The 19,885-nt window shown below is 72.4% G+C and carries 19 protein-coding genes; 6 read left to right on the plus strand and 13 right to left on the minus strand.

Going from position 1 to position 19,885, the window contains the following annotated elements; all coding sequences use genetic code 11:
• Positions 1-68: 68 nt before the first annotated feature.
• Positions 69-479 carry a PaaI family thioesterase gene (locus ACWPQI_RS15515; RefSeq protein WP_010594702.1) on the minus strand — a complete coding sequence of 137 codons (411 nt, stop codon included), beginning with the start codon at positions 477-479 and terminating at the stop codon, positions 69-71.
• Between the two features lie 52 nt (positions 480-531).
• Here ACWPQI_RS15515 and ACWPQI_RS15520 point away from each other — a divergent pair, with 52 nt between their 5' ends.
• The 4 genes from ACWPQI_RS15520 to ACWPQI_RS15535 all read left to right on the plus strand — a co-directional run bounded on the left by ACWPQI_RS15520 (position 532) and on the right by ACWPQI_RS15535 (position 4,322).
• On the plus strand, positions 532-1,083 hold the full coding sequence (locus tag ACWPQI_RS15520; RefSeq protein ID WP_202637477.1) for a winged helix-turn-helix transcriptional regulator: 552 nt from the start codon (positions 532-534) through the stop codon (positions 1,081-1,083).
• Positions 1,080-1,856 (plus strand): alpha/beta fold hydrolase, encoded by a 777-nt coding sequence (locus ACWPQI_RS15525; RefSeq protein ID WP_010594704.1) that lies wholly within the window; start codon positions 1,080-1,082, stop codon positions 1,854-1,856. The genes ACWPQI_RS15520 and ACWPQI_RS15525 overlap by 4 nt, the downstream gene beginning before the upstream one ends.
• The gene (locus ACWPQI_RS15530) at positions 1,857-2,153 is read left to right on the plus strand and encodes an MGMT family protein (protein ID WP_010594705.1); all 297 of its coding nucleotides are present in this window, start codon (positions 1,857-1,859) and stop codon (positions 2,151-2,153) included.
• A 432-nt stretch (positions 2,154-2,585) separates the two neighbouring features.
• A complete protein-coding gene (locus ACWPQI_RS15535; RefSeq protein WP_474738387.1) occupies positions 2,586-4,322 on the plus strand; it encodes an NTP transferase domain-containing protein in 1,737 nt (578 codons plus the stop codon).
• Between the two features lie 10 nt (positions 4,323-4,332).
• Here ACWPQI_RS15535 and ACWPQI_RS15540 read toward each other — a convergent pair whose 3' ends face one another.
• The 7 genes from ACWPQI_RS15540 to ACWPQI_RS15570 all read right to left on the minus strand — a co-directional run bounded on the left by ACWPQI_RS15540 (position 4,333) and on the right by ACWPQI_RS15570 (position 13,811).
• Positions 4,333-5,922, minus strand: coding sequence for an FUSC family protein (locus tag ACWPQI_RS15540; RefSeq protein ID WP_048771107.1), 1,590 nt, complete (start codon positions 5,920-5,922; stop codon positions 4,333-4,335).
• 65 nt (positions 5,923-5,987) lie between these two features.
• Complete coding sequence (locus tag ACWPQI_RS15545) at positions 5,988-6,692, minus strand: sirohydrochlorin chelatase (RefSeq protein ID WP_010594709.1); 705 nt, start codon at positions 6,690-6,692, stop codon at positions 5,988-5,990.
• A gap of 45 nt (positions 6,693-6,737) precedes the next feature.
• Positions 6,738-7,922 carry a uroporphyrinogen-III synthase gene (locus tag ACWPQI_RS15550; RefSeq protein WP_040272478.1) on the minus strand — a complete coding sequence of 395 codons (1,185 nt, stop codon included), beginning with the start codon at positions 7,920-7,922 and terminating at the stop codon, positions 6,738-6,740.
• Positions 7,919-8,341 carry a nitrite reductase small subunit NirD gene (gene nirD / locus ACWPQI_RS15555; protein WP_010594711.1) on the minus strand — a complete coding sequence of 141 codons (423 nt, stop codon included), beginning with the start codon at positions 8,339-8,341 and terminating at the stop codon, positions 7,919-7,921. The genes ACWPQI_RS15550 and nirD overlap by 4 nt, the downstream gene beginning before the upstream one ends.
• A 56-nt stretch (positions 8,342-8,397) precedes the next feature.
• Positions 8,398-10,911: a nitrite reductase large subunit NirB gene (nirB, locus tag ACWPQI_RS15560; protein WP_010594712.1), complete on the minus strand. Its 2,514-nt coding sequence runs from the start codon at positions 10,909-10,911 to the stop codon at positions 8,398-8,400.
• Between the two features lie 44 nt (positions 10,912-10,955).
• Positions 10,956-12,419 (minus strand): MFS transporter, encoded by a 1,464-nt coding sequence (locus ACWPQI_RS15565; protein ID WP_010594713.1) that lies wholly within the window; start codon positions 12,417-12,419, stop codon positions 10,956-10,958.
• Positions 12,420-12,515: 96 nt separating this feature from the next.
• On the minus strand, positions 12,516-13,811 hold the full coding sequence (locus ACWPQI_RS15570; protein ID WP_010594714.1) for an MFS transporter: 1,296 nt from the start codon (positions 13,809-13,811) through the stop codon (positions 12,516-12,518).
• A gap of 55 nt (positions 13,812-13,866) precedes the next feature.
• Here ACWPQI_RS15570 and ACWPQI_RS15575 point away from each other — a divergent pair, with 55 nt between their 5' ends.
• Positions 13,867-14,532, plus strand: coding sequence for a FadR/GntR family transcriptional regulator (locus tag ACWPQI_RS15575; RefSeq protein WP_059174414.1), 666 nt, complete (start codon positions 13,867-13,869; stop codon positions 14,530-14,532).
• Positions 14,533-14,544: 12 nt separating this feature from the next.
• Here the strand turns inward: ACWPQI_RS15575 and ACWPQI_RS15580 are convergent, their stop codons facing one another.
• From ACWPQI_RS15580 to ACWPQI_RS15590, 3 genes are all read right to left on the minus strand, one after another.
• Positions 14,545-15,399 carry a TIGR02569 family protein gene (locus ACWPQI_RS15580; RefSeq protein ID WP_010594716.1) on the minus strand — a complete coding sequence of 285 codons (855 nt, stop codon included), beginning with the start codon at positions 15,397-15,399 and terminating at the stop codon, positions 14,545-14,547.
• A 93-nt stretch (positions 15,400-15,492) separates the two neighbouring features.
• Positions 15,493-16,695, minus strand: coding sequence for an adenylyltransferase/sulfurtransferase MoeZ (moeZ, locus tag ACWPQI_RS15585; RefSeq protein ID WP_372446878.1), 1,203 nt, complete (start codon positions 16,693-16,695; stop codon positions 15,493-15,495).
• 49 nt (positions 16,696-16,744) lie between these two features.
• Positions 16,745-17,743 carry a DUF3152 domain-containing protein gene (locus tag ACWPQI_RS15590; RefSeq protein WP_372446902.1) on the minus strand — a complete coding sequence of 333 codons (999 nt, stop codon included), beginning with the start codon at positions 17,741-17,743 and terminating at the stop codon, positions 16,745-16,747.
• Positions 17,744-18,017: 274 nt separating this feature from the next.
• On the opposite strand from ACWPQI_RS15590, the gene ACWPQI_RS15595 reads away from it, so the two are divergent.
• On the plus strand, positions 18,018-18,695 hold the full coding sequence (locus ACWPQI_RS15595) for an HTH-type transcriptional activator FasR (RefSeq protein WP_017679558.1): 678 nt from the start codon (positions 18,018-18,020) through the stop codon (positions 18,693-18,695).
• Positions 18,696-18,780: 85 nt separating this feature from the next.
• Here ACWPQI_RS15595 and ACWPQI_RS15600 read toward each other — a convergent pair whose 3' ends face one another.
• Complete coding sequence (locus ACWPQI_RS15600) at positions 18,781-19,011, minus strand: DUF3107 domain-containing protein (RefSeq protein WP_003939138.1); 231 nt, start codon at positions 19,009-19,011, stop codon at positions 18,781-18,783.
• A gap of 46 nt (positions 19,012-19,057) precedes the next feature.
• A complete protein-coding gene (locus tag ACWPQI_RS15605) occupies positions 19,058-19,756 on the minus strand; it encodes a ferritin-like fold-containing protein (protein WP_026137492.1) in 699 nt (232 codons plus the stop codon).
• Positions 19,757-19,885 lie beyond the last annotated feature (129 nt).

The raw sequence follows: 19,885 nt of genomic DNA on the forward strand, positions 1-19,885 counted from the left end.
CACCGCCGCGAGCGGTGAATCCAGCACAACCGCGAGCGGCGACCATGAAACCGACCGCGAGCGGCGAGTCAGCCGGGCAGCGGAACGTTCTGCAGCCGGACCTGACCGCGCGCCAGGGTCCTGCCGCTCTCGGTGCCGGTGACGGTGACGAGCCACAGCTGCTGGACGCGGCCCTGCTGAAGTGGTTCGGCGACGACGTCGACGCGCTCACCCGTGCTCGAGCGCAGGAAGTCGGTGCTGTTGTGGACCCCGACCGCGAACTGGCCGCGGTCCTGGACAGCGGCGCTGGCTCCGACGCTGGCCGCGGATTCGACGGCGGTGGTGTAGACACCGCCGTGCACGACGCCCCACGGGGTGTGATGGTCCCGCCCCAGATCGATGTGCCCGGTGACCCGGGTGCCGGAGACCTCGTCGAGCACGAGGCCCGCGGCCTGCAGGAAGGCGCTGTCGCTGGGGAGATCGGTACCGGTGGTGTCCATGGCGCCACGCTAACTTCTGAAATTGCAGTGAGCAAGGGGCTAGCCTCGGGGCATGCGCTGGTTGGAGACGGACACGACGAACTGTTCCGTGCAGCGGACATTGGACGTGATCGGCGAGAAGTGGACCCTGCTCGTCCTGCGGGAGGCGTTCAACGGCGTGCGCCGGTTCGACGACATGCGGCGGCACATCGGGATGTCCGAGCCGATCCTGGCCGACCGCCTGCGCAAACTGGTGGCGGCGGGAATCCTGCGCCCGGTGCCGTACCGGGAGGCCGGACACCGCACCCGCAACGAGTACCGGCTCACCGACAAGGGCATGGACCTCTTCCCCGTCCTGGTCGCACTGCTCCAGTGGGGCGACCGCTACTGCGCCGACGAGGACGGACCCCCCGTGGTGGTTCGTGACCGGGTGAGCGGCCGCCCCGTCGCCGCGGTGGTCGTTCCCGCCGGCACGGCCGGTCTGACCGCCCGCGAGACCGAATCCACCCCCGGTCCGGGAGCCCGGCCCGTCCCTGCCGATCGGCCGGCACGGCCGCACCGGCCCCGTGCGAGCGCATCGGCTGCCCCTGGAGCCGGCCGCGGCCCTGACACAATCGACGGGTGAACGAACTGCACACCCACCTGTTCGGTCCCGTCGACGGTCCGCAGCTGCTCGCCCTGCACGGCCTCACCGGTCACGGCCGGCGCTGGGAGCACCTCGCGTCGCAGCACCTCCCCCATGCACGGGTGCTCGCGCCGGACCTGCGCGGACACGGCCGCTCCCCGTGGACGCCGCCGTGGAACTTCGAGACACACGTACGGGACCTGCTCACCGTCCTCGACGCCCACGCCTCGGGTCCGGTGCTGGTGGTCGGCCATTCGTTCGGCGGTGCCCTGGCCGTGCATCTGGCCGCGGCTGCGCCCGAGCGGGTGCGCGGTCTGGTGCTGCTGGATCCGGCGATCGGGCTGCCGCCGGAACGCATGCTCGAGATCGCGGAGCTGACGGTGCAGCACCCCGACTACACGGACGCGGCCGAGGCCCGTGCCGACAAGACGAACGGTTCCTGGGGTGAGGTCGATCCCGCGCTGCTCGACGCCGAACTCGCCGAGCACCTGGTCACCCTCGATTCCGGCCGGGTCAACTGGCGGCTGTGCGTTCCCGCGCTCGTGGCGTCGTGGAGCGAGCTGGCACGCGAGTTCGTCCTGCCCCCGGCCCACCTGCCCACGATCGTCGCGCGGGCCGCGAAGGTGCAGCCGCCGTACGTCACCGACGAGTTCCGGGCCGCCCTCGCCGACCGGCTCGGCACGAACCTCACGACACTCGACCTCGACTGCGACCACATGATCGAACAGGCACGACCGCAGGAGACGGCGGCCCTCGTCCGGAAGCTGCTGTAGGTGCCGGCGACGAGCGAGGCCGACGTCGAACGCGTCCGGGAACTGGTCGCGGCGGTCCCCGAAGGCCGCGTGACCACCTACGGCGACGTCGCGGCGGCGGCCGGACTGTCCAGCCCGCGCACCGTGGGCTGGATCATGCGGACCGACAGCGCGGACCTGCCGTGGCACCGGGTGGTCCCGGCCTCCGGGAGGCCCGCCGCGCACCTGGCCCACCGGCAGCTCGCCAGGCTGGGCCGGGAGGGAGTGCCGATCCGCGACGGCCGGGTCGATCTCGCGGCGGCGCGACACCGGTTCTGAACCGGCTCACACCTGGTGCCGCTGCACGCGGCTCCAGGACGGCCGCGCCGAGCCCGGCCGGCACGTCGACCGCGGCGAGTAGGTCCGCGACCGCTTGGGTGAACGGCCGGCGCTGATGGTCGTCGAACGCACGACCGGCGCCGAATCGGGTGCCCGGCGGCAGGACGAGTCCTGCCGTTCCGCCGCGGCGACGAGACGGGTGGAGCCGAGGCCGTCCCGCAGCCGGCAGCACAGCGACACCCCCGCGGGCGGTGCGAACCGCGCCGCCCGGGCAGGCGCCGCAGCAGGACCTCCCGCACGCGTGCACCGGCCGCCGCGCACCCCGCCGACGCGGGGGCCGGTGTGGGATCGGCGGGCCGCCGCGCAGTCGTCACACGCCGGACTGACCCGGCCCGGCACGCCGCGCCGGCCGGCGTCGGGCAGCATGACCTCATGAGTTCGCTGACCGACGTGGAGGCCGTCATCGTCGCGGGTGGGCGCGCGACCCGCATGGGCGGTGTCGACAAGCCCGCGCTCGTCGTCGGGGGACGGCGACTGCTCGACATCGCCGTGACCGCGGTGGGCGGGTGCCGGCGGATCGCCGTCGTCGGACCACGACGCGACGATCTCGACCCCGCGGTGATTCAGGTACAGGAAGAGCCCGCCGGGGCCGGGCCGGTTGCCGCGCTCGCCGCCGCGGGCGTCCACGAGCCGGTGGTGCTGACCCTCGCCGCGGACCTGCCGTTCCTCACCGCGGACACGGTCGCCGCACTCGTCGAGGCCCTGCGCGGAGCCCCGGGATCCGACGCGGCGTTCGCGGTCGACGACTCGGGGCGGATCCAGTTCCTGCTCGCCGCGTGGCGTGGTCCCGCGCTCTCCGGCCACCTCGCCGCGCTGGGGGCGGATCCGGCCAATCAACCGATGAAGGCCCTGCTGCCGGAGCGATACGTCACGGTCCCGGTGGCGGGGACCGCGGACTGCGACACACCGCAGGAGCTCGCGCAGGCCCGGGCCGCCCGTTCCGGGCTGATCGCGGCCGACCCCGAGGCCGCGCGCGCGGCGCTCCGGAAGTCGCTGCCGCGGTTGCCGGTCCGCACCCGCGCGCCGCACGAGGCGGAGGGCGCCACCCTCGCCGCACCGCTCGTCGCCGCCGAGGCGCTGCCGAGAGCCGCGGTGTCGGCGATGGACGGATACGCCGTCGCCGGCGACGGACCGTGGCTGCTGCGCGCCGAGGTCCACCGGGCCGGCGCGACCGAGCCGTTCACCCTGCAGAACGGCCAGGCGGCGCGCATCGCCACCGGCGCCTACCTGCCGCCCGGCGCCACGACGGTCGTGCGCGACGAACACGTCGAGGTGACCGACGGCACCGTCACCCGGATACCCGATGCCCCGGTGCGCGACGACGCGCGCCGTCGCGGGGAGGACTGGGCGCCCGGCGTCGAACTCGCCGCGGCGGGCGTCGCCCTGGGCCCGGCGGTGATCTCCGCGGCGCTGAGCGGCGAGGTGACCGCCGTACAGGTCCGCGGACCCGTGCGGGTCCACGTGGTCGTCACCGGCGACGAGATCCGCCGCGACGGGCCGCTGCGCGAGGGTCAGACCCGAGATTCGCTCGGTCCCGTCCTGCCGCGGTTCGTGCAGTGGTGCGGGGCCGCCGTCGCCGGGGAGGCGCACCTGCGCGACACCGGCGACGGGTTCGACCGGCTGTTCGGCGAGACCACCGGCGTCGACGCGATCGTCGTCGCCGGGGCGACCGGCGGCGGGGCCGCGGACCAGTTGCGCTCTGCGCTGGCGCGGGCCGGCGCGTCGATCGTCGTCGAACGGGTCCGGTGCAAGCCGGGCGGGTCCCAGGTGACAGCCGTGCTGCCGGACGGCCGAGTGGTGCTCGGCCTGCCGGGCAATCCGGTCGCGGCCGTCGCGACGCTGCTGGTGATGCTGCCCGCCGTCGTCGACGGTCTGACGGGCCGCCGGCCGCAGGCACCGTGGACCGCACCGCTGGCGAACGCCTCGCAGGTGAGCGGTGACGTCACCCGGCTGCTGCCGGCCCGACAGACCGGCAACGGATCGTGGGTGTGCGACAACGCGGTCCGCACCGCGCACCTGGCGGGACTGATCGGACGGCGCGCGATCGCGCTCGTGCCACCCGGCGCGGAGAACGGCGATCCGGTGGAGCTGGTGCCGCTGCCGCAGTGACCGGCACCGGTCAGCCCGGATGCGTGAGGACCCGGTATCCGGTCTCGTGGAGTCGCCGGTGCTCCGGCCACCGCTCGCGCGTCCAGGCGGGTTCGGAGTGGGCCGCGACGATCGCTGCGGTCGTCGCGGCGTGCAGATCGAACTCCAGGTCGCGGCACAGTTCCGGCAGCGCGGTCCGCTCCCCCGCCGCGCGCGCCTGCACGATGGTGGCGACCGTCTCGGCGACCCGCGCGTCGGCGAAGCGCAGCACGCGGCGATGCGCGGACGGCAACACGAACCACAGCACCGCGACGGCGGCGAGCACGCCGATCACCGTTTCGAGCAACCGGTCGCGAGCCACCACGGTGAAGTCGTGCGGCACCCCACCGCCCCCGAGCAGCAGCGCGAGCGGCGTGATGAACACCATCGCCACCCCGTAGTTGCGGACGAGGTATTCCTCGGTTCCGGCCAGCAGCACCGCCACCACCACGACGACCCCCACGGCCGTCGGCGCCGCCCACACGACCGCGGCCAGCACGCCGAGGCCCACGACGGTACCGGCGAACCGGTGCAGACCCCGGTAGCTGCCCAGCACCCGGTCGGGTCCCTGATGCAGCACCATCGCCGCCGTGATCACCGCCCAGTCCGGTCGTCCGACACCGCCCGCGAGTGCCAGTGCGCCCGCGACGGGACCGGCCACGGCAAGGCGCACGACGATGGTCCAGGATCGGCTGCCGGGCCGAGCTGCCCGGGCGAGCCGGTATCGCGCCGACGGGCGCGGCAGTGGCGGTTGCGGTCGCAGGTCGTCGGTCTCGGAGGCGGCGCCCTCGTCGGTGCCCGCGACGAGGGTCGCGAGCCGCAGATGCGCCGCTCGGAGCGCCCGGGTCAGCGGATGGTCACCGTCGCCGATCCGCCCGTCGTGCAGGCACATCCATGCGGCGTGCAGTGCCCGGACCGCCTCGTGCCGCGGGCCGAGCGCCGCCGGGGCGCGCAGGCAGGTGTCGACGGCCGACACGGCCGCCGCCACCGCGACACGCTCGGGCGTGCGGGGCCGGACCACCACGCCGGACATCGACACGACAACCGCCGTGCCCGCACCCACCGCCGTCCACGACACGACCGCGCCGACCGGCACACCGGCACTCGGCAGCGCCGCGGCGATCTCCAGGGTCAGCAGCGGCAGGAACGCACCGGGGGCACCGAACCGCAACGCGTCGACCAGGAAGGCACCCACGGCGACGACGGCCGTCATGACCGCCACGAGCAGGAGCCACGTCCACGACGCCCCCGACTGCACGAGCACACCGACCCCGGCACCCACACCGGCCAGCACGACGAGTGCCGCCGCGACGAACAGCACCACCTTCCACCGCGCCCGGTAGGCGCGACCCTCGCCGTACACGACGGCGAACGCCCCGAGGGCGACGGTCGCGGCGACGGGTCCGTGACCGAACGCAAGACCGGCGAGGCCGGGCAGCGCCACCGCGACGGCGGCGCGCAGCGCGCCGGGCCAGCGCCGGCCTCGCCTGGGCACGCCGAGCAGGAGCGTCCGGGCCGGCCCCGGTGCCGGGAGCGGCGGGCACGCCGCGTCACTCCGGGACCCGGCTCCCGGCTCTACCATCGCTTCGGACACGGGGATCGACGATACGGGGCGCAGCTCTCATCGCCCGCGCCGTGTCGGCAAGCTCACCTGCGCAGCGGCTCCGCGGTGAGCAGCGCCGTGGCCGCGGACCGGTACCGGTCGGCCACCAGGCGCACGATCGAGTCGTGCACTCCGAGCGGTGCCGCCACGCCGTCGGCGCCCGCGTCGGCGAGACGCGCGTGGAACAGGCCGTCGGCGAGCAGGTACGACGCGACGAACACCCGGCCCGCACCCGCGGCGCGCAGTTCGGCGACGACGTCCGGCACGCGTGGAGATCCCGTGGCGACGTACCCGACGCGCACGGCGACGCGCGCGAGGGCCGACAACATGCCCGCGGCCCGGCGCACGTCGCCGACGGCGCGCGGGTCGGAGGAGCCCGCCGCGGCGAGCACCACCGCGTCCCCTGGTCGCCAGCCGGCCGCGGCGAGGCGCTGCAGCTGCACCCGGGCGAGCACGGGATCGGGTCCCAGCGCGCGGGTGACCGCCACGGCGCGATGCCCACTGTCGGTGACCTCCCGGGGTACGTCGGCGTGCACGTGGTAGCCGGAGGCGAGGAAGGCGGGCACCAGCACGGTGGGTCGCCCGGAGCGGCGCAGCACCTCCGACGGCGAAGGTCCGAGGACGTCGACGAAGGCGACGCGGGTCGTGCCCACCTCGTGGGAGACGGCGTCGGCGAGGGCCGCAATCGTCTCGACGCCGCGCGGATTGCGCGTGCCGTGGGCGACGAGCAGCAGAGCCGGGTCGGTCATGGTCACAACTCCTGGTCGGGAACGGGTCGGCCGGGGACGATGCCTCTAGCCGATCGGGTAGTCCTTGTCGGCGCCGCCGACGGGGTAGTCCTTGTCGGCGCCGCCGGTGGGGTCCACCGCGAGCCGGTAGCCGCGCTTGACGACGGTCTGCACGATCGCGGGGGCGCCGAGCGCGGACCGCAGCCGCGCCACCGCCGTTTCCACGGCATGGGTGTCGCCTCCGCCCCCGGGCAGCGCGGCGAGCAGTTCCTCACGGGAGACGACCCGGCCGGGGCGGGCGGCCAGGGTTCGCATCAACGCCATCGCGGCGGGCGCCAGGCAGCGGATCTCCCCGTCGACCACGACGCACCGGCCGCGGACGCTGAGCACGTGCCCGCCCGCCTCGATGCGGTGGGCGCGCCGCGGCAGCTCCTCGGCGAGGTGCCGGGCGAGGGATCCGAGCCGTGCCCGGCCCGGCGCCGAGACCGGCACCTCCAGCTCGACCAGGGGCGCGGCCGTCACGGGACCCACGCACACCGCGGTGACGCCGGTGCGCAGGGCGCGCAGCATCGCCTCGAGCATGCCGGTGGCCTTGGAACGCAGCAGCAGCGACGCGACGGCCGGGGCGCTGGTGAAGCTCACCGCGTCGATGCTGTGATCGGCGATCTGCTCGATGAGCCGGTCCATCGCGGTGGGATCGTCGGGCGGGGTCCACCGGTACACCGGGACCGCCACCACGTCGGCACCGGCGTCGCGCAGCACCTCGCACAGGTCCGCACCGGGCTCCCACTCGGTCCGGGCGCCGTGCAGCTGCACCGCGATCCGCACCCCCTCCACGCCCTCCGCCAGGAGGTGCTCGAGCACCTCGGCGGAGGACTCGGACGCCGGGGACCACTCCTCCCGCAGGTCGGCCGCGCGGATCGCGCCGGTGACCTTCGGCCCGCGGGCGAGGATGCGGCTGCCGCCCAGGGCCTCGCCGAGTTGCTCGGCGAGGCCCCAGCCGTCCGCGGCCCCCATCCAGCCGCGGAAGCCGATCGCCGTGGTGGCCACGGTGATGTCCGGCGGGGTGTCGAGGATGTCGCGCGTCACTCGCTCGAGCTCGGCGTCGTCCGCGAGCGGGATGATGCGGATGGCGGGTGCATGGACGATCTCCGCGCCGCGCCGGGTCAGCAGGGTGGCGAACTCGTCGGCGCGGCGCGCGGCGGTGATGCCGATCGTGAAGCCGTGCAGCGGCGCGGTGTCCTCGCTCACGAACGCTCGCCGTAACCGCGGTGCACGGGCACGAGACTGTGGATCTGGACGACTCCGGCCCACACCCGCACGTCGTACACGGGCAGGCGGACCGACGGGTCGTCGAGGCAGCGTCCGTCGTCCAGCGAGAAGACCTGCTTGAGCAGCGGGGACGCGACGGTCGGCTCCCCGCTGCGGTCGCCGACGATCCCGCGCGACAGCACCGCGGCCCGGCCGAACGGGTCGAAGTTGCCCACCGCCCGCAACGTGCCGTCGTCGAGCAGGAACAGCGCGGCCTGCTCCCCGCCGCGCAGCAGCACGGCGACGCCGCGACCGGGGATGAGGTGGCTGAGCGGGCAGGCCGACGTCCATTCCAGACGCCCGTCGTACACGGTGGCGCGCGACGCGCGTTCGGTGGTGTGCGTCTCGATGACGGTCATGAATGTCCTCCTTGGAACTACGGACGGAATTCTCCGGGGCCGGTGTTTCTCGGGGGTTAACCCGAGATTCCCTCGCGGTAAGAGGGCATTCCGACCAGTACCGGCACCTTCCGCTTGCCCGAGTCGTCGAACCGCACGGTCGGGTCGGCCACGTCGGGGGCGTTGACGAACGACACGAACCGGGACAGCTTCTCGGGATCCTCCAGGACGCCGGCCCACTCGTCCCGGTATCCGGCGACGTGCCTGGCCATCGCCGCCTCGAGCTCGCCGGCGATGCCGAGACTGTCCTCGCACACGACCGCCTTCAGGTGCTCGAGACCGCCGTCGAGGGCCTCGAGCCAGGGCGCGGTGCGCTGCAGCCGGTCGGCGGTGCGCACGTAGAACATCAGGAACCGGTCGATGTACTTCACGAGCGTCTCGTCGTCGAGACCGCCGGCGAGCAGCTGCGCATGCTTGGGCGACTGGCCGCCGTTACCGCACACGTACAGGTTCCAGCCGCTCTCGGTCGCGATCACCCCGACGTCCTTGCCGCGCGCCTCGGCGCACTCGCGTGCGCAGCCGGAGACACCGAACTTGAGCTTGTGCGGGGAGCGCAACCCGCGGTAGCGCAGCTCGAGGTCGACGGCCATGCCGACCGAGTCCTGCACGCCGTACCGGCACCAGGTCGATCCCACACAGCTCTTCACGGTGCGCAACGACTTGCCGTAGGCCTGGCCGGACTCCATGCCGGCGTCGACGAGTCGCTTCCAGATGAGCGGCAGCTGCTCGACCCGCGCGCCGAACAGGTCGATGCGCTGTCCTCCGGTCATCTTGACGTACAGCCCGAAGTCGCGGGCGACCTCGCCGATGACGATGAGCTGCTCGGGGGTGCACTCCCCGCCGGGCATCCGCGGCACCACCGAGTAGGTGCCGTTCTTCTGGATGTTGGCCAGGAAGTGGTCGTTGGTGTCCTGCAGCGCCGCCTGCTGCCGGCCCAGGATGTGATCCGAGTCGGTCGAGGCGAGGATCGAGGCGACGACGGGTTTGCAGATGTCGCAGCCGGTCCCCCGGCCGTACTTGGCGATCAGTGCCGAGAACGTGCGGGTGTCGGTGGCCTGCACGATCTGGAACAGCTCGGCCCGGGACTGATCGAAGTGCTCGCACAGCGCCTTCGACATGACCACGCCGGACGCCGCGAGGAGCTGCTTGACGGTGGGCAGGCACCCGCCGCACGTGGTGCCGGCGCCCGTGCACGCCTTGACCTGGGCGATGTCGCACGCGCCGTCGGCGATGGCGCCGCAGATCGCCCCCTTGGTGACCCCGTTGCACGAGCACACCTCGGCGTCGTCGGGCAGCGACCCGGCGCCCGGCTTCTCCCCCGCCGGCGAGATCAGCGCCGCAGGGTCGCCGGGCAGCTCCCGGCCGACGAGCGGCCGCAGCGACCCGTACGCGGAGGCGTCGCCGACGAGGATGCCGCCGAGCAGTGTCTTCGCGTCGTCCGAGACGACCAGCTTGGCGTAGGTGCCCTTGGCCGCGTCCGACAGCACGACCTCGAGGGCGCCCGGGGTGGCGGCGTGCGCGTCGCCGAAGCTCGCGACGTCGACCCCGAGCAGCTTGAGTTTGGTCGACAGGTCGGCCCCCGGGAACTCGGCGCCGCCGCCGAGGAGCCGGTCGGCCACGACCTCTGCCGTGCTGTAGCCGGGCGCGACGAGTCCGTAGCAGGTGCCGTCGACGGCGGCACATTCGCCGACGGCGTAGATCGCGTCGTCGGTCGTGCTGCGGCAGCCGAGGTCGGTGCGGACGCCGCCGCGGGGGCCCAGCTCGAGCCCCGCGTCGCGGGCCAGCTCGTCGCGGGGGCGCACCCCGGCCGAGAACACGAGCAGCGCGGCGTCGATCACCGATCCGTCGGACAGTTCCACCCGCAACCCGTCGGGACCGTCGGTGATCCCGGCGGTGCCGACGCCCGTGTGCACCGTCAGGCCGAGGTCGGTGACGAGGCGGGCGAGGAGCGCGCCGCCGCCCTCGTCGACCTGCAGTGGCATGAGCCGCGGCGCGAACTCGACGACGTGCGGTGTCAGGCCGAGCATCCGCAGCGCGTTGGCTGCCTCCAGCCCGAGGAGTCCACCACCGACGACGACGCCGACCGCACCCGGCGCGGCCTGCTGCGCGCCGGCCCGGATGCCGTCGAGGTCGTCGAGGGTGCGGTAGACGAAGCACCCGGCCAGATCCTTGCCGGGAATCGGCGGGACGAAGGGGTACGAGCCGGTGGCCAGGACGAGCGCGTCGTACCCGATCACCTCGCCGGCGTCGGTGGTGACGGTGCGCCCGGCCCGGTCGATCGCCGCGGCCCGGGTGCCGATCCTCAGGTCGACCAGGTCGTCACCCTCGTACTCGTTGCCGGCGAGGGCGAGTTCTCTCGAATCCCAGGAACCGACGTACGAGGACAGTCCCACGCGGTCGTAGGCGGGCAGCGGCTCTTCGCACAGGATCGTCACCGACCAGAGGTCGTTCTCGTCACGGGTGCGCAGCGCCTCGACGAATCGGTGGCCCACCATGCCGTGCCCGACGACGACGACAGACTTGTGGCTCATACCGTTTCCTTCTTCCTTGGTGTGCGGGTGGGGCCGGGGCGCCCTCAGGCGCGGACGGCCACGGTGGTGACGTCGCGCTCGGCGGGCGTCTGCCCGGTGGGGGCGCTGGGGCGGCGCAGGAACACGGCCCAGGTGACGACGATGCAGACCAGGTAGAAGGCGAGGAACACCCAGAACGCCATGGTCGCCGACTTGGCTTCGCTGCTGTAGGAGGCGCGCAGCACCAGGTTGATCCCGACGCCGCCGAGACCGCCGATGGCGCCGGCGAAACCGATCAGGGCGCCGGACATGCTGCGCGCCCAGGCGGCCTTCCCGGCCCTGTCGAGCGAGTCGAGGCTCTGCGCCTTGGCTTCGAAGACGGACGGGATCATCTTGTAGACGGAGCCGTTGCCGATACCCGAGAGCAGGAACAGGGCGATGAACCCGAGGACGAAGGTCACCATGATTCCGCCGGTGGCGGCGCCGGCGGTGGCGTCGTCGAGGGTGCCGGCGGTGACGAGCAGTCCGGCCGCGAGGGCCATTGCCGCGAACGTGTACAGCGTGATCCGGCCGCCCCCGATGCGGTCGGCCAGCTTGCCGCCGAGCGGCCGGGCGATCGATCCGAGCAGCGGACCGACGAACGCGATCTGTGCGGCGTGCAGGGCCGCCTCGGCGGCGGTCGCGCCCCCGGCGAGGAAGTTGATCTGCAGTACCTGGCCGAACGCGAAGCTGAAACCGATGAAGGAGCCGAAGGTGCCGATGTAGAGGAAGCTCAGGATCCACGAGTCGCGGTAGCGCAGGGATTCCCCCATCGCTCGCAGGTCGGCGCGCTGATCACCGAGGTTGTCCATGAACAGGGCCGCGCCGAGCGCGGCGAAGGCACACAGCACCAGGTAGACGGCACACACGATCCACGGTTCGGTGTTGCCGACGGTGGCGATGACGAGCAGGCCGACGAGCTGCACCACCGGCACGCCGATGTTGCCGCCGCCCGCGTTCAGGCCCAGCGCCCAACCCTTGAGCCGTTGCGGGTAGAAGGCGTTGATGTTGGTCATCGACGACGCGAAGTTGCCGCCGCCGAGGCCGGCGATCGCGGCCACCACCAGGAAGGTGGTGTAGGAGAAGCCGGGGTTGAGCATGAGGTACAGGGTCGCGACGGTGGGGATCAGCAGCACCAGCGCGCTGAACACGGTCCAGTTGCGACCGCCGAACCGGGCTGTGGCGACCGTGTAGGGGATGCGCAGCAGCGAACCGACCAGGGTAGGCACGGCGACGAGGAAGAACTTGCCGGCGGCATCGATGCCGTAGACGTCGGTCGGCATGAACAGCACCATCACGGACCAGATGGACCAGACGGAGAAGCCGACGTGCTCGGCCAGGACGGACCAGATCAGGTTCCGCTTCGCGATCTCCTTGCCGCCGGCGTCCCATGCCGCCGTGTCCTCGGCGTCCCAGTGTTCGATGCGGTGCTTGCGGGCGAACTTCGCACGCAGGCCTTCGGTCGGTGATATTCCGGTCGTTGCGGCCACCCCATGCCCCTTCCTCGGGTCGGTATCGATGGACCCAAGGTAGGAAACGGGTGTTGCCGCGGTGCTGCCCTCGGTGACTGCCGCGTCAAGAGATGCTCACCTGCGGCAGGAGGTCTCCGTGAGGTCGTCGCCGCGGGGGTGCGCGGGGTGCGGATCGGCGCCGGAGCCGCCCCAGGTGTCCTCGACGTACCGCGGCCGGCAGGCCACCCGGCCGGCGATCAGGACCACGAACGCGGCGCCGCCGAGGAACACGAACGGTGCCGTCCAGCCACCGGTGATCTCGCGCAGCACCCCGACCAGGACCGGTCCGGCGCAGGCGACGGTGTACCCGAGGCCCTGGGTGAACCCGGACAGCGCCGCCGACGCCGCATGGGTGCGGGTGCGCAGGTTGATCAGGGTCAGTGCCATGGGGAAGGTGGTCGGCCCGACGCCGATCGCCAGCACCCACAGGGCGGTGGCCGTCAGCGGTGCGAGCAGCAGGCCGGTGAACCCCACGGCGTAGCTCGCCACGCACACGAGGACGAGCGGGAAGGGATCCCGCATGCGGGCGCACGCGGCGGGGGCGACGAACGAGGCCGCCAGGCCGACGAAGGAGAACAGCGCGGTCATCGCGCCCCCGAGTGCCTCGCTGCCCCCGGCGTCGAGCAGTACGGCGGGAATCCAGGTGAACATCGAGTAGGTGATCAGGGAGGTCATGCCGAACATGCCGGCCATGCCCCATGCGACGGGCGAGCGCCACACCCGGCCGGGTGCAGGGGCGGAAGGGGGCGCGTCGCGGGTGCCCGGCTTCGCACCCCGGGCCCGGTGGAGTACGCCGATCCACGGAATCGCCGCGGCGAACGCCCACGCCGCCCACAGACCGATCGACCAGCGCCACCCCGCGGCTTCCGCGACGGGGACCGCGGCCAGGGCGGGCAACACGGTGCCGATCTGGACGCCGACGATGTAGACGGTGCTCACGACGGCGAGCCGGTCGGAGAAGTACCGCTTGACCAGCGGCGGGATCACCACGTTGCCGACGCCCATTCCGGCGAGGGCGAGCGCCGAGAACGCGAGCAGTGTCCACGTCTCGTGAGTCAGCGCGCGGGCCGCCATGCCGACTCCGGCGGCCAGCATCGCGATCAGGGCCGTGGTCTCGAGCCCCGCTCGCCGTGCGATGACCGGGGTGAGGAGACCGAACGCCGCGAACATCGCGGTCGGCACCATCCCGAAGACACCCACCACGGCAGGCGCGAAGCCGAGTTCGGCGCGGATCTGTTCGGCAAGGGGACTGAACGAGGTCACGGCGAGGCGCAGCGTGAGGGCGGACATCACGATCGCGACGAAGACGAGGAGACGTCCCCGCAGCAGGGACGTGGATCCGGCATCGGTGACAACCACGGAGCGAATCATAGGATGACCCGATGTATATCGTCGAAGGTGTTTTCCGGATGCAGGAAGGAGCCCCATGCGCACCGTGCGACGCACCGGTCTCGTCGCCCAGGTCACCGAGCAGTTACGCGGCCACATCCGCACCGGCGCCTGGGCAGTGGGCACCCGCATCCCGACCGAACCCATCCTGGCCGAGCTGACCGGCACGGGCCGCAACACCGTGCGCGAGGCCGTCCAGGCACTCGTGCATTCGGGGCTGCTCGAGCGACGGCAGGGATCGGGCACCTACGTCGTCGCCACCTCGGAGGTGGGCAGCGCACTCGGCACCTACTTCGCCGACGCCCACGAACAGGACGTGCTCGAACTGCGGCAGGCGCTCGACGTCACCGCCGCGGCGCTCGCCGCGCAGCGCCGCACCCGGGCGGACGCAGAACACCTGACCGAACTGTTCGACGCGCGGATGCGCGCGTGGGCGGACCCGCGTTCGGCCGCCGCCCTCGCCGCCGACGTCGCCCTGCACCGCGCGATCGTCGCGGCCAGCCACAACGCCGTGTACCTCGAGTTCTACGACTCGCTGATACCCGTCATCGAGGAGACGATCCGCCGTCGCGTCGAAGAGACCGGCGCAGGCTTCCACGACGAGCACCGCGAACTGGTGCTCGCCGTCGTCGCAGGAGACCCGGGTCGCGCCGCGGCCGCCGCCCTCGCGATGTTCGGGGAGCTGCGCGGCAGTGACGCCTAGAGGAGGCGAGACCTAGAGGAGCAGACGCACCAGATCCGAGGTGTGTGCCAGCCCCGGGAACGCCTCCTCCGTCGAGCGCGGATGCAGGGCGTGCACGGCGAGCCGGAACATCACCGCGCGCAGCAGCATCTGCGGCCACTCCGGCAGGTCCTCCCAGCGGCCGATGAGCTCGTCGTCGGCGCCGCCCCACGACAGCGCATCGACGACGGCGACGCCGGCCGCCCACGACGCGGGTCGCCAGTAGGGGGTGATGTCGGTCAGGCCGGGTGCGGCGCTGCCGGCGAAGAGCACGGTGCCGAACAGGTCGCCGTGCACGAGCTGATCGGGCAGGTGGACCGGCTTGCGCAACGTCGCGAGCTGGTTGATCAGATCGATGCTCTTGCGTCCGTCGGGCGTGACGGTGTCGGGGGCGCCGGCGGCGCGGGCGGTGCGCAGCGGTACCGCCTCCCAGGCCGCGCGGTCGGCGGCGACGAACACGTCGACGTCCTCCCACGGCGCCACGGGCGGCTGCATGAGGAAGCGCGGTCGCTCGAGTTGGGCGGTGGCGGCGTGCAGCCGGAGCGACAGCGCCACCACCTCGTCGTGCCGTGGTTCGGAGGTGCCCACGATGTACGTGTCGGCGCGCCAGCCGGAGACGACGTAGCGGCCGTCGGTGGAGCGAACCGGCCGCGCCAGTCGGACCCCGTCGACGTCGAGGTTCTCGCGCACCTTCGCCGACCACGCTGCCCGGGCGTGGTCGGCGACCGGCGAGAGCACGACGTCGCCGCAGCGCCAGCCACCGTCCCAGTCCGCCCCGAGCGGGACCGGTTCGACGTCGCGTAGGCCGAAGGTCGAGCGCACGTGCTGCGGGGGTTCGAGGGGACTCACGGGGCACACCGTACAGTCGGCGCCGCCGCCTTCAGGGAAGGCACTCCGTTACCCGGGGACAGCATTCCCGCATCGTTATCTCACCGTGTTCCCTCAGTACACGGGCAGTGACGGGTCCACCTGCTGAGCCCACGCGAGCACGCCGCCCTGCAGGTGCGTGGCGTCCGAGAACCCGGCCTTCTTCAGCACGGCGAGCGCTTCGGCCGAGCGGATCCCGGTCTTGCAGTGCAGCACGATCGGCTTGTGCTGCGGCAGCTCCGCCAGCGCCTCTCCGGAGAGGATGCGGTCCTTCGGGATCAGCCGCGCCCCGTCGATGTGGACGATGTCCCACTCGACCGGCTCGCGCACGTCGATCAGTTCGATCTCCCGGTCCGACTCGAGCAGCCGGTGCAGTTCGGTCGGGGTGATCGTCGACTCGGCCACGGCCTCGGCGGCGTCGTCCGGCACGACACCGCAGAAGGACTCGTAGTCGACCAACTCCGTCACCGGCACCCGGCCCGGATCACGGCGCAACGTCACCGTCCGGTAACTCATCGCGAGAGCGTCGTAGATCATCAGCCGTCCGAGCAGCGACTCGCCGATGCCGGTGATCAGCTTGATCGCCTCGGTGGCCATGATCGACCCGACGGACGCACAGAGCACCCCGAGGACACCGCCCTCCGCACAGGACGGGACCATGCCCGGCGGAGGCGCCTCCGGGTACAGGTCCCGGTAGTTCAGTCCCCGCCCGCCCGGCGCGGCCTCCCAGAACACCGACACCTGTCCCTCGAACCGGAAGATCGACCCCCATACGTACGGCTTGCCGGCGAGGATCGCCGCATCGTTGACGAGGTAGCGGGTCGCGAAGTTGTCGGTGCCGTCGAGAATCACGTCGTACTGCTCGAACAGCTCGACGGCGTTGCTGCGGTCGAGCCGGACCGGGTGCAGGCGCACCGCCACGTTCTCGTTGATCCCCCGGATCGTGTCGCGGGCGCTCTCCCCCTTGGGCCGGCCCACGTCGGCGACCCCGTGGATCACCTGCCGCTGCAGGTTGGACGATTCGACGTCGTCGAACTCGACGATGCCGAGGGTGCCGACCCCGGCCGCGGCGAGGTAGAGCAGCACCGGGGAACCGAGGCCGCCGGCACCGATGCACAGCACCCGCGCGTTCTTCAGCCGTCGCTGCCCCGTCACCCCCACCCCGGGGATGATCAGGTGCCGGCTGTAACGGGCCACCTCCTCGCGGGTCAGGTCCGCGGCGGGTTCCACCAGAGGTGGCAGTGCACCGGATTCCACCAGGGATGGCAGTGACGTCACGACAGCTCCTCGGCCGGTTCGATCGGGCGGTTCCCCGATTGTCCCATCCTCATGCTCGCGGATACGGCCACGGATTGAACCTGCACGTCAGCCCGTCGCGGGGGACGACGCCCTCGGGGTCGAGCCCGGCGATGTCGTCGTTGGCCGTGCCGAACGACTGCTGCATCATGATCGGCGCCAAGCCTCCGTCGCTCCCGCACCCTTCGTGGGCGGCGAAGCCGATGGCGTGCCCGATCTCGTGGTTGATCAGGTACTGGCGGTAGGAGCCGATGTCCCCCTGGAACGCGACGGCGCCCCGCACCCAGCGGGGCTCGTTGAGCAGGACCCGGCCCACGCCGGGGTTGAAGCACGAGACCTCGAGTTCGATGTCGTACCCGCAGCCCTGCCGGATCGTCATCTGGGAGGTCAGCGACACCCGGAAGTCGGGCTCACCCTGATCGACGCGCCGGAATGCGAACGCCGGGTCCTGGATCCAGCTCTTCGGGTTGGCCAGGGTCTCGTCGACCATCCGCGCGAATGCGGCGTCGCCGCCGTAGCCGGTGGTGTCGACGCCGTCCTCGATCTCCACTGTGTAGGTGTAGACGCGGCCGGTGCCGACCTGATCGCCGGTCCCCGGCACGACCCGCCAGGTGCCGGTTCCGGCCGCCGTGAACGGCCCACCCTCCGGGAGCGCACCGGACGGCAGATCGGCGGGGAACGTGCCGTCGGCGACCGGCGCGGGCACACCCACCACGCCGCCGGATTCGGCTACCGCGTCCCCGGCCGCCGCGGGCTCGGGTCGATCGCCACCGGCGCGCAGGGCGTCCACCCCGACGATCACCGTGAGGATCGCGAGGACGGGAACGGCGTAGGCCCGCCATCCGTAGGTCGCGACGAAGCGCCCGAGCCGGCTCTGCCGGCGCACCCCGCGATCCGGGCGCGGCGGACGCGGGCGGGTGCTCTCCCCCGAAACGGGATCCCACTGGGCTCGCAGGGGCTGGTGGGAAGGGGCGCGGGTGCGGCGCCACTCGGACGGCCGGTCCTCGGGTGTCCGGTGCGGACTGCGCACCGGGCGGCGCGGTGTGTCCGCCACGTCGGCTCCTGCTCGCTCGGTCACGGCTGCCAGAATCTCACACGGTCGTCGCCGGACGTGCCGGGTCGCGAAGCGCGGCACGCGACCGCCCCCGCGCCGCTGTGGCGCCGCGCACAGTAGCCCCTCGGCTGGGATACTCGTGGGTAGGGGTGCGCCGCACCTCGAGGGCCCCCGGCCTGTAACGTGCAGAGACGATTGCACGTCGTAGTGGTAGGTATCACTTCGACGAATATCTCGGATTGGGAGCGACATGACCGAACTCGCAGCCCGGACATCGTCCGGCCGCGCCACCAGCTCGGGCAACGGCACCGGCACTCGACGCGGCGCCCGGATGCCGCGGGACGAGCGCCGGGTCCAGCTCCTCGCTGCAGCCAGCGAAGTCTTCGTCACCCGCGGGTACCACGCGGCCGGCATGGACGAGATCGCCGAGTGCGCCGGGGTCAGCAAGCCGGTGCTGTACCAGCACTTCCCCGGCAAGCTCGAACTGTACTGCGCGGTACTGCAGAGCTATGTCGACAGCCTGATCTCCGGTGTCCGCCAGGCCCTGCGGTCGACCACCGACAACAGGCAGCGCGTCCGCGCTGCGGTGCAGGCGTTCTTCGACTTCGTCGACAACGACTCGCAGGGTTTCCGGCTCGTGTTCGAGTCGGATCTGATGGGCGAGCCGCAGGTGGCGAACCGCGTGGAGCAGGCCACCGAGGCGTGCGTCGACGCGGTGTTCGACCTGGTGAGCCACGACTCCGGGCTCGACCCGTACCGGGCGCGCATCCTGGCGGTCGGCCTCGTCGGCACCAGCCAGTTCACGGCCCGCTACTGGCTCGAGGCCGCCCGGCCGATCCCGAAGGAAGACGCCGTCGACACCACGGTCGCGCTCGCCTGGGGTGGTCTGTCGCACGTGCCGCTGCAGCCGGAGCTGCGCCGGCGATGAGCGACGGCGCCGACCGAGGGTCGCGCCCGCAACGACGGAAGGGCCGGGGCAGTCGCCCCGGCCCTTCCGTCGTGATGCCGTCGTTCTAGCTCGCCGCGAACCCGACCTTGCGGATGTCGGCGGGGCCGATCTCGACGTAGGTGACCCGCGATGCCTGCACGATGAGCTTGCGGCCCTTCTCGTCGACGAGCGTCAGGACGCCGTCCTTGTCGCCGGCCAGGGCTTGCGTCACGAGCGACTCGACCTCGTCGGGCGTCTGCTCGCTGACCACGGTGAGCTCGCGGGGACTGTCCGCAACACCGATCTTGACCTCCACGGTCGACCTCCGAACTCTCAGGGCTCTACAGCTGTCCCCGCCCAGATTAGTGCAGTCCCAGCACTGCCATCCGGTCGGCGTGCTCGAGCTGCATCCGGTCGAACAACGCCGCGATGTCGGCGAGATCACCGGTAGCGGCGATCACCAGATCGGTGAGATCCTCCCGCTGGGCCATCACGTACTGGGCCTGGGTGATGGCCTCGCCCAGCAGCCGCCGCCCCCACAGCATCAGCCGGTCCTTGTCGGCGGCGCTGTGCCGCACCGCCTCGCGGACCTCGTGCACCACGAATTCCGAGTGCCCGGTCTCGGCGAGCACCTCTCGTACGACCTCGGCCACCTCGGGGGCGAGGGTACCGGCGATCTCGCGGTAGAAGTCGGCGGCGATGCCGTCGCCGACATATGCCTTGACCAGCGACTCGTGCCAGTTCGACGGGTTCGTGGACGCGTGGTAGGCGTCGAGGGCACGCCGGTAGGGCTCCATCGCCGCGTAGATTTCGACACCGCGCGCGGTCAGGGCGGCGTGCAGCGTCTCGAAGTGGCTCATCTCCGCCGCCGCCATGCTTGCGAACGCCACCCGCCCCTGCAGGCTCGGCGACATCCGCGCATCGTCGGCAAGGCGATAGAAGGCCGAGATCTCACCGTAGGCGAGCACCGCGAACAGCTCGGCGACGCCGGGATGGTCGGCCGGCACGCGCACCGGGGCGGCGGATGGACGGGACGGTGACGGTGACGTTTCGGCTCCCATGACGACACAGCGTAGTACCCGGCCGGCGACCGCGCGGCTCACGGCACTCGCACCCGGTACAATGGTTCCGGAAGGCCGCGCCTCGAGGCGCCGACCACCGGCCCCGCGGACTTCACCGATGATGTGCGC

Source organism: Rhodococcus sp. LMD (assembly GCF_056108245.1).